Origin of the sequence: Occallatibacter riparius (genome assembly GCF_025264625.1) — a bacterium.
Lineage (GTDB): Bacteria > Acidobacteriota > Terriglobia > Terriglobales > Acidobacteriaceae > Telmatobacter > Telmatobacter riparius.
Genome location: NZ_CP093313.1, coordinates 3,625,584 through 3,637,021, shown reverse-complemented (window position 1 = coordinate 3,637,021; position 11,438 = coordinate 3,625,584). Strand labels below are relative to the sequence as shown.

At 55.0% G+C, this 11,438-nt stretch carries 12 protein-coding genes; 4 read left to right on the top strand and 8 right to left on the bottom strand.

Translation table 11 applies throughout. The features are described from left to right. Window positions 1-79: 79 nt before the first annotated feature. Window positions 80-241, bottom strand: a complete 162-nt coding sequence (locus MOP44_RS14720; protein WP_260790754.1) for a hypothetical protein — start codon at window positions 239-241, stop codon at window positions 80-82. Between MOP44_RS14720 and MOP44_RS14715 the strand changes: the two genes are divergently transcribed. Further along, the gene (locus MOP44_RS14715) at window positions 240-770 is read left to right on the top strand and encodes a hypothetical protein (RefSeq protein WP_260790752.1); all 531 of its coding nucleotides are present in this window, start codon (window positions 240-242) and stop codon (window positions 768-770) included. The two genes, MOP44_RS14720 and MOP44_RS14715, sit on opposite strands and share 2 nt — an antisense overlap. Before the next feature lie 495 nt (window positions 771-1,265). Here MOP44_RS14715 and MOP44_RS14710 read toward each other — a convergent pair whose 3' ends face one another. After that, window positions 1,266-1,478, bottom strand: coding sequence for a hypothetical protein (locus tag MOP44_RS14710; protein ID WP_260790750.1), 213 nt, complete (start codon window positions 1,476-1,478; stop codon window positions 1,266-1,268). 497 nt (window positions 1,479-1,975) lie between these two features. Then, window positions 1,976-2,464, bottom strand: coding sequence for a winged helix-turn-helix transcriptional regulator (locus MOP44_RS14705; RefSeq protein ID WP_260790748.1), 489 nt, complete (start codon window positions 2,462-2,464; stop codon window positions 1,976-1,978). 213 nt (window positions 2,465-2,677) lie between these two features. On the opposite strand from MOP44_RS14705, the gene MOP44_RS14700 reads away from it, so the two are divergent. Beyond that, a complete protein-coding gene (locus MOP44_RS14700) occupies window positions 2,678-3,166 on the top strand; it encodes a sigma-70 RNA polymerase sigma factor region 4 domain-containing protein (protein WP_260790746.1) in 489 nt (162 codons plus the stop codon). Window positions 3,167-3,366: 200 nt separating this feature from the next. Then, entirely contained in the window at window positions 3,367-3,855 is a 489-nt protein-coding gene (locus MOP44_RS14695; RefSeq protein ID WP_260790745.1) for a hypothetical protein, read from the top strand. Window positions 3,856-3,880: 25 nt separating this feature from the next. On the opposite strand, the gene MOP44_RS14690 is transcribed toward MOP44_RS14695, so the two are convergent. Beyond that, window positions 3,881-5,104 carry a DUF4263 domain-containing protein gene (locus tag MOP44_RS14690; protein WP_260790744.1) on the bottom strand — a complete coding sequence of 408 codons (1,224 nt, stop codon included), beginning with the start codon at window positions 5,102-5,104 and terminating at the stop codon, window positions 3,881-3,883. A gap of 95 nt (window positions 5,105-5,199) precedes the next feature. Between MOP44_RS14690 and MOP44_RS14685 the strand changes: the two genes are divergently transcribed. Then, window positions 5,200-6,297 carry a serine/threonine protein kinase gene (locus MOP44_RS14685; RefSeq protein WP_260790743.1) on the top strand — a complete coding sequence of 366 codons (1,098 nt, stop codon included), beginning with the start codon at window positions 5,200-5,202 and terminating at the stop codon, window positions 6,295-6,297. Between the two features lie 87 nt (window positions 6,298-6,384). Here MOP44_RS14685 and MOP44_RS14680 read toward each other — a convergent pair whose 3' ends face one another. The 4 genes from MOP44_RS14680 to MOP44_RS14665 all read right to left on the bottom strand — a co-directional run bounded on the left by MOP44_RS14680 (window position 6,385) and on the right by MOP44_RS14665 (window position 11,367). After that, complete coding sequence (locus MOP44_RS14680; RefSeq protein WP_260790742.1) at window positions 6,385-7,215, bottom strand: hypothetical protein; 831 nt, start codon at window positions 7,213-7,215, stop codon at window positions 6,385-6,387. Between the two features lie 233 nt (window positions 7,216-7,448). Next, on the bottom strand, window positions 7,449-8,744 hold the full coding sequence (locus tag MOP44_RS14675; protein WP_260790741.1) for a S41 family peptidase: 1,296 nt from the start codon (window positions 8,742-8,744) through the stop codon (window positions 7,449-7,451). Next, entirely contained in the window at window positions 8,741-9,811 is a 1,071-nt protein-coding gene (locus tag MOP44_RS14670; RefSeq protein ID WP_260796652.1) for a CHAT domain-containing protein, read from the bottom strand. The genes MOP44_RS14675 and MOP44_RS14670 overlap by 4 nt, the downstream gene beginning before the upstream one ends. A gap of 554 nt (window positions 9,812-10,365) precedes the next feature. Beyond that, the gene (locus MOP44_RS14665; RefSeq protein ID WP_260790740.1) at window positions 10,366-11,367 is read right to left on the bottom strand and encodes a hypothetical protein; all 1,002 of its coding nucleotides are present in this window, start codon (window positions 11,365-11,367) and stop codon (window positions 10,366-10,368) included. Window positions 11,368-11,438 lie beyond the last annotated feature (71 nt).

The window sequence follows — 11,438 nt, the reverse complement described above, 5'->3', positions numbered from 1 at the left end:
TTTGCCTTGGCCACACGCTATCAGGCGCTCGGTGCGAGAGACTCGCTTCCGAGGGGAGTCTCTACTGCTACCTGCATGATCATGACACCCCGATATTCACGCCGGTGTCACGGCGTGGGGCGAAGAAGGCCGCTGCAAGGAAGCCCATGAAGATGGCCGCGAAGAAGGCCGCGAAGAAAGCCGCGAAGAAGGCCGCGAAGAAAGCCGCGAAGAAAAGGTGAACGTTTCGGAGCACGCCCATGGCGGATAAGGTCAGTGTTGCAATCAGCGCCTGCGATGCAGCTGCCAAAGAATATGACGACTATTACAAGAGCTTCTCAGGAATCGATGCTAAAGCTCAGGGGACCGCGACTGTTGGCGGCATAGTGCTGGCAGCCGTGGCCAGCTTTTTCAAAGACGGCTATGTGGTCGCGCTCATGAAGGCCGGAGGTCTGAAAGTTCTCGTGGTGGTGCTGCCGCCCGCCCTTTCTCTGGTCGCAGTAATCTTGTCGGCGGTTGCGCTCCGCGTCAAAGACATTATCGTTCCATTCGAGTCTGTCAACCAGATGCGAGAAGCGACAGACCTGTCAAAACTCTCCTCTGAAGAGTTTTCGGATGAGCACGTTATCACGTTCTATCTTCGCCGAAACCGTCGATGGCGGGATGCGCTTGAGAGCATCCACGGCGCACTCCAAACCAAGGCGAACTGGACATTGGCTGCGCAGTGTGTCCTGATTACGGCGCTGTTTGCGTTGCTCGTACTGTACCTTCTCGTTTTGAACCATGCTTAGCATCGATAGGTGCTCTCGCGACGCATGGAGTCGAACGCCAAGCGCGGGAACGAGCAGCGTAGGGGGATATGGGGGTCAAATAGTCCTATCGAAAGCGCTCCCAGACCGCAACGCCTGCTCGCGTGTATACACTCGCGAAATGAAGGGTGGGGGTATGGCACCCGAAGCGCTCATACAGAGAAAAACAATTGTTGTAATAATTGTTTACACTGGCAGGTTTTCTTATCTATAAATAACTGAAATTAAATAGCTTAGAACATGAAGATTGGCTCCTCAGGTAGGACTCGAACCTACAACCCTTCGGTTAACAGCCGAATGATAAACCTCGGAGTACACATGTTTTCAACGGAGTAGACAGGAGCCAAGAGGAACGATCGGAGCCTCTACGGCACGCAATTGGACCAAATTCTGGACCAAGAATTCAACACAGCCCCCCGGTTCTCACTACCTGATCGTGGAAGAATCGGACCAAATGTAGGCCGCACCGAAGCGAGTTCATCCACCGATCACTCGTTGCAAGATCTTCCGTGCCAAGCTGACGCTGTCAGAAATGGCCGCATAGACGCGAGGAGACGAATATCCGATATCGTCTCGCGCCAAACGAACAGCCGCGATGATCGACGCGGCAATGACGACGGTGCTGGCGAAGCGATCCTGATTCCGACGGTCCTGTTCTTCGCGGGCGATTGCCCGCTTCATCTCGCCCATTTGACGTCTCCAGCGCGCCGAAACTTCCCAACGAGTTCATGCGAAAGTCGTCCTTGGAAAATGTCTGTGGGCAAGTAGCGGCGTTGCTCCTCGCACAGCGGGCATTTAGCAATGATCCAGGAGTCCGGCAGAGTTTCCACCGGCGCAGGGATGTTCCGTCGGCATTCCTTGCACGCAACAACAAACGGATAAAGGCCTGAAGGAGCATGGAACATCATGACCAGTATAGGCGAATAAAAGGAGAAGATTTCCACCGGGTTGAGCTTCGATCCTCAGGACGCTCAAAGTAGATTCATCGGTGTGCCATTGGCTCAGAGAGGTCCAACGCGCCACCACAACTGATCCGTAAGGAGTTACTCCGCGAATCGCGTGCGCGATGAGATGCGAGTGTCGTGCCTCCAGTTGGCTATTCTGGAAAGAAAAGAGCGCGAAGGTACTTCATCCCAGGGCTTTTCGCTCTCGTAGATCAATAGCGGAGCGCATTCTTCCACCCACATTCAACCTCTCGACGCGACGCCAGTTTCGTCGTCTTTCATCTGTGGGTAGTGTCTGTCTCCCCACTCAGCAATCGCCTTGAGCAGTTCCAAAACCGAGTACCCGATAGGGTTCGCCAACGAGTATTCCACCCGCGGCACCTTGCCGGCGAAGTCTGTACGAGTGATGAGTCCGTCTTTTGTCATCTGCCGAAGATGCTGATTCAGCACTTTCTTTGAGACTGGCGAAAGCCTTCTTTTAAGTTCTCCGAAATGTATGGGACCACTCTGGAGATGCCGGAGGATCGGCGCCCTCCACTTCCCTTCAACCAAGGTGATCGCGAACTTGGCGGCCAACTCCTCGCAGGCCGAGAACGGGTACGTTTGCCTTCGAGCTTGATCGATCGCGAAGACGGTTGCAGGTTGAGCGCCCGCGAGGAGACGCCCAGACGAATCACGGTCATCTTCCCGAAGAAGATCTTCGCTTGCTCGTGATGTCGATGTCCGCTGCACGCCAGAAGTCCTGCAGCTACTAAAGGCATTTCCGAGGGCCAAGTGTGGGGGCGAAATTGAAGTTTTTTTGCGAGATCTCGCCTATACTACGGGTACCTGGTGGTTCCTCCCCCTCCGGGCAAATGCTCCCGAATGCCGCCTAATGGTCGCAGCTGGCAAGTGCTGACGTGGAGTTGGGCCTGCACGACTGGACACCCTCCTTCTGATCAGGTTTTGGAGGCCGCTGCTAACGCAGCCTGGCCCTACGCGCTTCTATGCGCCTGGACATTCCTCAATGACGCCCACATCGCCCATGATCTGATGGAGCACGCCGTCCGAAACGCGACCGATTACATTACCCGTCATCCCGATGCCAGCTCGGCAAAGGTAAACGCTCGGGTAAAAAGCGAGATTCGCCGCGAGGCGAAACACCTGGCTTTCAAGCAAAGGCGCGAACGCGCAAGCGGTTCGGCATCGGACTTCGAAGCTGTTTGTGCCGCACAGCCACAAATCGAGCAACGCATCTACGCGAGTGAGATTTTCGCCAAGCTGTCGCCATTTGCTCAAAGCATCATCAATTGGCGCTGGCTCGGATATTCGTGGCGAGAGATCGGTCGTGACCTGGAAATGGACTACTCGGAGGTCCGCAAGGCATACTTCCGTGAGTTGGGGTTGCTGCTTGATGATCTATCCCAACCTGGAGAGTCCCCTAAATGCGGCTGAGCTGGCGCCGGTCCTCAGACGCTGAAGACCGGTTTGAGCAATGGATTGCGCAGCAACATCAGCGAAGAGTACTCGCAGGGGAAACGAGTCCCTCAGGCCCATGTCCTGACGAGATCTTTCTCCGGGACTTGGCACGAAGATCCCCCAAAATATCGCTTTCCGATCCGCGTGTAGATCACGCGGCAACCTGCCCCACGTGCATGAGCAAGCTTCTTGCTATTCGACAAGAGCAGCGCTCGCGTCGGCGGAAAGTCATGATCGCTTCAGTTGCCGCTTCCTGCGCCATTCTCGTGACCGCAGTGCTCGTTGGAATATACACAACCCGCCACACGCCGACGACAGATAATGCCATAGCCGTTTCTCAAACGGTGGACCTCTGGGACGCTGGAACTGTTCGCGGCGAACAGGCAGGTCAATTACAGTCTGTGTTATTGCCCGCGGCTCACATCAATCTCACGATTGTGCTGCCACGGCATAGTGCTCCCGGCCAGTATCTGGTCGCGATCACTCGTGACCAGAGCGGCAATGGTGTAGTCGCTGAGGGTCTTGCCCTCACAGCAACAAACGGCGAGAAGGAGCAAATTTTGACCAGCATCGATCTGAGCAAAGCCCAGGCTGGCCAATACTTCCTCTCAACCACACACGAACAGGACCAAGCCGCGTACTACTACCCGCTTCAGATTAAGTGATGAATCACGCCCGTGCCCGCGGAAATCAGCCGAGGAAATTGGTCGAAACAGCCCCGCCGAAGCGTAGGGATGTGATTTCCGTCATCGTCGGCGTGATGATGGGGCTGAGCTGATTGGCCTGCGTTTCGAGGATTTTGTCATAGGTGATGATCTCAATATCGACATTCTGCCGGCGACGCTTATCAACCCACACCATCCTTTCCTTGTCGTCATAATCGCGCCCGAGGACCACGGCGAGTCGCGCCGACTGCGGGATGTAGCCGAACTGGCGCATCATTTTGCGGTAGTTCTCCGGATGATTGACGTATTCGCCGTAATCGCGGATCTGGTCGATCGCTTTATGTAGGAGCGCCGTGAATCCCGGGTGATTCTTGTGTTGATTAAGTAGCTCTTCGGCGGGGCCTTTGAGTTCGAGCAGATCAATATCTCGCAGGTCAGACGCGCCGAGGATTGACGTAAAGGCAAAATCCGGCGACCAGCGATGAGTGCGGTAGGAAGGATGTGGCGTCTGGATGCCCAACCGCAGCTGCGACAGGAAGAACGGGTTCTCTTCAAAGAATCTCTGCATCTCCCGTTCACTGACCTTCATCTCGAGGAGCCGTTGAAATATCTCGACATCGGCGGCGATGGCTTCATTGTCCCGCATAACAGTGACCCATCCCCGGTGATTGCGGCGGTCTGCGGGTGCGTAGTAGTAGGCGCTCTCCATCTCCGGATCTTTCTTCTTGAGAGCTGGCGCGAGTTTAGCCCGACCTTTCTCGAACGTGAACATAATGCCGAGTTGGCGGTAATCTTCGAGGATGCGCTTGAGGTATTCGTCGACGGTGTCCTTTACCTGCGAGATGATTTCCTGCGGGTAGGGAGTGGGGTGGATGATCGTTACATTCAGCTTTCGTATCTCGTCGGGATAGCCGAAATGGTATGGCTGGTCAGAAATGGCGATGAACGGGATGGATTTCCACTTGCGTCCATCGCGCATGGCGCAGGACTCCGGCAACCTACGGAATTCCGCGGCTAATTTCAACACGCGCGGGAGCGTGTACGTCGCAATCGTCTCCGGGTCGGTGTCGGCTTTGCACAGGATCGCATCGACCGCCGCGCGTTGGCTGACCGGGTCGAATTTTAGATATCCCATGAGCCGCTCCAAGGGGAGCGACTCGACAATGTGCTTCTGGTCGCGAAGCGTCTTGACGAGCAGGGCATGGTCGCGGTCTTCAAAATGACCGGTCGTTGTGAATAGAATGTTCATGCAACAATCACAATTATCCCGCAACTGGCCTGCATACTTGGTTATTTCATGAGTAACGAAGTACGTGCTAGGGCCCTACGGAATCAGGACCTTACATGGAAATCGGCAACTTCAGTTCGTGGAAGCGCACCGGAAAGACTTTCTCGAAGAGCGGCCAGGGCGATGCACAGATAGTGAAGTGCATAGACGACGATGACGGCGGACTCTATGTGATGAAGACGATGCCTCCGGGACAAGCGCGCAGACCAGAGCGTCAGGAACGTTTCAAGCGAGAGATCGAGGCGCTGCGCCAGTTCGATGACCCGCATGTTCTGAGAATCGTAGACTACGGAGCGGACGAGCGCGGCGCGCCCTACCTGGTCACGCCGTATTGTGAAAACGGCAGCCTCGACGCCGCGCCCAAATTGAGCGTGATGGAAACGCTCCGCAGGTTCCTCGGCATCTGCCAAGGCGTGGCGCACGCCCACGAGAAAAACATAGTGCACCGCGATATCAAGCCGCGGAACATTTTTCTCGACGGCAATGATGAGCCCGTCGTCGGCGATTTCGGCCTGTGCTTTCTTCTGGGCGACGAGAATACTGACGATGATCGCGTGACTGAGACGATGGAGGTCGCCGGTCCGCGTTGGTTCGGCGCACCGGAAACGCGAGATGGACGTCTCGAAGATGTGACGCCCACCGGTGACGTGTATTCGCTGGGCAAAGTGCTGCACTCGATGTTTCCCGGTACCAGACCGTTTGACCGTGAGGATCATCGCTCAGCTCGAAATCAGCTGGGCAAAGGTCTCGTTAACCGCCGCGAATATGAACTCGTCCACGAGCTGCTGGACAGGATGATTGTCCACAATCCGAGCGCCCGGTATCCTGATGCCAAAGTTGCCGCTGAAGCGGTGACGCGGCTGATTCGCATTCTTGAGGCGAACGGGAGGCCCATCCTGATTGATTTTCCCCACACGTGCGCCTTCTGCGGGCAGGGAGAGTACAAATTCCTGAATGGCCCGGAAGATCTCCGGAAGAATACCGAGGCTCCGCAGTCATGGGGGCTAACTGCTCCTGTCATGAGTCCCCAACCGGCCCAATACAGCCACAATTTCTTCATGATCGCGCTTTGCGACGTATGCGGGCATGTGCAGTTCTTCAGGCCCGACCTCGTGAAGGGCGCGAAGGATCTGTGGATGCGAAAGCCTCAATAGTCGTTAGCGGCGCGTAAAAGTTGATGCGCGAACGAAAATCGATTAATTGGAGGTGACTTTGAATTTCTCCCCCACTTTGGAAGAGATTTACGGATGAGCCCTTCGTTTTGGCAGCTTCCACTTCGTAACTAATTCAACTGTCTTTGGAAGCGGATTAACTAATTGGTCATAACCAACCAAATATTCTTCATGGGGGTTCTTAAGGAGCCGTTCGTGCCATTTTGTGCGCACATCGGTTTTGTGGCTGACACACCACGCAAGTAGGTCAGCAAACTGCAATGCGGGCGTCACCCTCATATCGCGATCAGTGATCTTCGTGACCCTGGCCAAGAAGGGGAGTTGCTTCAATACCTTTGGGTTGTTTGCGCGGTCGCAAATGTGGCCTCGAAAAGGCTCTCCCTGGTCAAAGTAAAGGTGAATGTTCTGTGCACCCAGCCCATCGAATCCCCACTTCATACAATCGAAAACGGCCTGTGTCGCGCACACTTCGTTGGCGCTACTGGGAACGCCCCGATTGTCCTGCCGGGCTTTAATGAACTCCGCTAACTTAATTGTGATCGAATGCGGGTAAAGCCCGAGTCGGCCAGGATCGTTGTATCGAATCGGGCGAGCGATGTGGCGTCCGATCACCTTGACACAATCCATAATGAACGCGTCTCGGCGTCTCGTATTCCAGCACTTCCCGAAATCGTTCTTTTGACCTATAGCGTCGGTGACGTGCAGATAGGCGGCGCGATGCTTGTTGAGTACCTGCCGCCACTCTCTGTTGAAGCGATGCCATTCGTGCTTTGTCCCTGAAACAGAAGCCAAAGTAATCACATCGTATTGCGTGCTGTCGGCCTTATTAGCGCCATCAAAATAGGTCATTACCAATGTTGGGATGAGATTCGTCCGTTGGTTTAACTTGCCGTATTTCAAAATGCCCTCATCGCTCTGCGAGACACAATCAGTGCCGAGATCTAGATTCTACGGCGATGAGCGATGGGCGTGAACGGCTTCGGGAGCATGAGCCTGATTGCAGACTTCGAGGATTACGTTGGGAAACACCGTTCTCGCCAGTGGGTGCCTCAGAATTTCACTGTTGGCCCCAAATCGCCCAAGTCACTCACCGAGGCGTAGAAAGATCGTCGACCGGGATCTTTGCCACCTTCTCAACCAGCCTTCGAGAATGTTTGCAAGCACTCGATTGCGAAGTTGAGTTGCCCATCATTGCCTCGACGTCTGTCCCGCCAATCAAATTCGACGAGACGGTCTGGTTCGATTGGTGTTCCTTCAAGAACAGATCCTCGCCACGTGTGATATGCCCCAGTTGGAAGTGCGAGGCGGAATCCGTTTCCTACTTTGACGGACGTGGCTGACAGCAGGCGGCCAGCCGTCTTCTCGCCGACGATCGTTGCAAGGTTGTTCTCCCGTGCAAAGGCGACGATCATTTCTGCCGCACTGGCGGTATGCCGATCGACCAGCAAAACGATACGTCCGTGGAACTGCTGTGGAGCGAGGCCTTCGGTTTCGAGGACAATTGGCTTCTTGGTGAGCATCGCTGGAGCAAAGCGCAACGCCAGAGGCCAAAGTGCCTTCGTATTCGATGGAATCCGGGAGAACCGGGGAAAGCTTAGTCTCTCGTGGTTGAGGTCTCCAGTTGTGCGGCGCTTATCGAGAGCGAAGCCGACCGGAATTCTCTCTGAGGTAAGCAAGCTCATCACTCGAAGAGCGCCGATTCCACCCCCAGTGTTTCCTCGGAGGTCGATAATCAACCGATCGACTGCTCCCAAGGAATGGACTGCATCCGTGATCTGATTGGCGACAACAACTCCAACCATGCCGGGGAACATGGCTATCTTCAGGTAGCCGATACCCTCTTTGAGTCGCCGCGCTTCGACAAGTGTCGGTTCGATGAAGTGGAGTTTCTTGCCTTTCGGCTTAGCTACGTCCACCATCACCATTCGCCGGTTTTCCTGATTGTCAATCAGCTCGACATTGGTTTGCTTGCCCATCGGGAATACCGGGTGCTCAGGCGGAATGATCTCCTCGCCGTTGACAGTCAGGAGAATATTGCCTGGCTCAATGCCCGCTATAGCCGCCGCCCCTCCGCTGTGAACATCTTGAAAGATCCACCGCTTTCCGTAAGCCGTTTCGTCGGCCAAGTAGGTTGCACTGAGCGCTGCGCGACTCGATGCCCTCCGCGCACTCTGATGGAAAAATCCCAGGTGGGAGGAATTTAGCTCCTTGAGTAGGTCGCTCACAGCTTGTTCGAACGCATCAGCGGTAGGAGCGGACTCTATTTTGGCTCTGTGCCTTTGTACTGCTGCCTGCCAGTCACGATTCAACTTCTCGGGCGAGTAAAACCGCTTCCGTAAAGCGCTGAGAACATTTTCAAGAATGCTGTGCTTGTTTTCAGCCGAAAGCTCGGTTGGCATCTGCGCAACCGCAGCGACACTTGTTGTCATTGACTGCTCCTCAACGAGGAAGTTGATTTCGAACTAGCAAAGAGCGGTGCGTTTGGCTCGCCATCAAGTTCGAACCCGGCCCAGAAGTATGGCGAGTCTCCAGATTTCAATGATCCGAGCTGCGCTTCGCGCAGAGCTTCTACCTTCGTCTTTCCATGGCTAAGATTTCCATAGAAGGCAATCATGAGTTGCGCGGTGGAATGATCTTCCATCTCCCAGAGCGTAGAAACCACGCTTTGTGCGCCCGCCTCGATAAACGCATTGACGACGTTCGCCACGCCCTCTTCCCCTACCGGACCGACTCCTGTATCGCAAGCCGATAGTGTCACGAGGTCGGTGTTCAGTGGCAGAGTACGAATCTCCCGTACCTGGAGTAGGCCGTCGTCCGCGGGTGAGGAACGTGGCGCAAAGACGAGGGCTGATCGGTCGGGGAACTCAGGATCGGCATAGCCGTGTAGCGCAAGGTGAATGACCGCATATTGATTGAGCGGTAGCCGTTCGAATGCCGTTTTTGTCGCGTGATCGCCGAGGAGAACGGTGCTGGGCTTTGGAAGATCGCCTGCAATGGTCTCTACTTCATTGCGACTTTCGGGCAGTGCGACCAGCTCTCGCCTCTCTGGCCCCGAAACCGCACGGCGGATGGTGGCAAGCAGAGTTGTCGGTGGCGGTTTGGATATCCACGCCGCCACTCCGACATACGGAAGTTCCTTTTGCTCTGTTCGAACTCTGCGGTGCTGCAGCATATCCAGTACTGAACCGGATGGCACCACGCTAACGCTATGCGAAGCCAGAACATATTGGCCCGAATCTGCCAGGGCTGAGATCGGAAGCAGATGCAACTTTCCGTCGGGAACCACTACAAGGTGAGTTTTCTGCTTATATTCCTGAATTGGGGCAAGCAGTTCTCGAAACAGCTTCGCGGCAAGCGCTGGGTCAATTCCTCGTTTGATGATTTCGGAACGATACTGTGCCGAGTCTTGCTCGATCTGATCTCTGCCTTGCAATTCGTAGCGCCGAACCGTCGTATCCGTTACCGCCAATGCGTATGAAACTGGATTATCCAACACATATTCGATGAAGAGATCGGACGGGGATAGATCTTTCTGCAGCGCACTCAGAGAAACCGGAGCGGGGATGCTTTGGCTGACGTGCCCACCGAGCTGCTGTTCTGCGGTGTAAATTTCTTCAAGCACGCTCGTTCTTTTTATCGGGTCGTCAGTGTCGAGCAACTGTACGTTGAGCGCGGTCAGTCGGAGATCAGCCGGCGTCGGTTGCTGTGGAACAACGAGCACATGATCTGAAAGTCCCTGCGCTTCGACGCGACCACGAGCGCGCTCGATCACTCGAAATGCGTCGGCGATCCGGTCTTGATTGCACAACGAGGCAAAATAGCCGGAATACACGGTGCTGAGGTCACTCAAGAGTTGCCGTTCAACCGTCGGCGTTGGAACTTTACTGAGAAGCGCGTCGAGCAAATCTGCGCTCTTTTCATAGAGGTCGTTGGAGGTTCGGATATCGCCTAGCCGCGCAAGGATTTGTGCTTTGATCGCCAGATTCTTGGGGACCTGGTACAGCTCATCCGGGATTTGCTTGTTTGCATCGATGGCTTCGTTGATGGCTGCTAAAGCGGACTGGAGATTTCCTTGGTGCAGGTATGCTTCCGCAAGCAAGCCGCCTGCCTGGGTGATCCCACGCCAATATGAGAGTTGTTTTGCGTATTGAACGGACTGATTGAGGTCCGATATCGCTTCGTTCCAGTCGTTCTTCTCCTCGTAGACGCGTGCCCGCACCTGATAAACTCATACAAGTGACCAGCCAAGTGAAGCTCCGCAATCTTCTTCATCGCGTCGTCTGCGAGCGCAAGTGCCTTTTCACTTTGGCCGGTACCGCTGAGCGCTTCGATTTTGGCATTGATGGCAATCGACGGATAGGCCGCGTCACGAGTTTTGTTGGCGACATTGATCGCTTCGTTGAGTGGCCCAAGCGCTTCTTTGTATTTGTGAAGTTCGACTAGACCGGTGCCGTACATGCTGGCATAACGGATGTGGGCGGCAGGATCGGCAACCTTCGCCACCATCCATGCCTTCTCGACATCCTTCTTCGCCGTCGCAAGATCCCCAAGCAGGAACGCCGCGATTCCCTGTTCACCAATCGCGCGCGAGGCAAGAAGATAATGCTGCCGCCGTATTGAGATTGACCCAACCTGCGACCAGGTATCACGGGCCATGCCGGCATCGTAGTTTGTTTCCAGCATCCCCAGAATGGTAAGAATTCGCAGACGGGTTTCCGGATCGCTCGCTTCCGGGCGGTTCAGGTCGCCTCGCAATTCCGCAATTTGACTCGGAATTGTTCTGGAAGATTCGCTCTGCGCCAGTACCTGGCTGACATGCGCGTAGAGCGCCCGTGACGTATCGCCCTTTTCTTTGAATTCGAGTTCGGCGCGATGGTAAAGAGGAGCCGCTGCAATCCAGCTATTGAGCCATGACAGATCGTCGGCTCGCTTCAGCAGCGCCTCTGGAGAATGAGATATGCGCAGGAAGACTTGATACCCGACAATGCTCAGCAGGGCGGCCAAAAGCAAACCGGAAGCGATGCGAAGGCTTGGGGGAAGAGCAAGTCGCATAGCAGAACCCGTTCACTTGTTGTCAATCATGGCAGAAACTTCAAATCCGGACAACTGCCTGCGGTACGACT

Coding starts and splice junctions, on each gene's coding strand:
- MOP44_RS14715 (WP_260790752.1), top strand. CDS start 240: ATGGCGGATAAGGTCAGTGTTGCAATCAGCGCCTGCGATGCAGCTGCC.
- MOP44_RS14720 (WP_260790754.1), bottom strand. CDS start 241: ATGGGCGTGCTCCGAAACGTTCACCTTTTCTTCGCGGCTTTCTTCGCG.
- MOP44_RS14710 (WP_260790750.1), bottom strand. CDS start 1,478: ATGGGCGAGATGAAGCGGGCAATCGCCCGCGAAGAACAGGACCGTCGG.
- MOP44_RS14695 (WP_260790745.1), top strand. CDS start 3,367: ATGAGCAAGCTTCTTGCTATTCGACAAGAGCAGCGCTCGCGTCGGCGG.
- MOP44_RS14690 (WP_260790744.1), bottom strand. CDS start 5,104: ATGAACATTCTATTCACAACGACCGGTCATTTTGAAGACCGCGACCAT.
- MOP44_RS14685 (WP_260790743.1), top strand. CDS start 5,200: ATGGAAATCGGCAACTTCAGTTCGTGGAAGCGCACCGGAAAGACTTTC.
- MOP44_RS14675 (WP_260790741.1), bottom strand. CDS start 8,744: ATGACAACAAGTGTCGCTGCGGTTGCGCAGATGCCAACCGAGCTTTCG.
- MOP44_RS14665 (WP_260790740.1), bottom strand. CDS start 11,367: ATGCGACTTGCTCTTCCCCCAAGCCTTCGCATCGCTTCCGGTTTGCTT.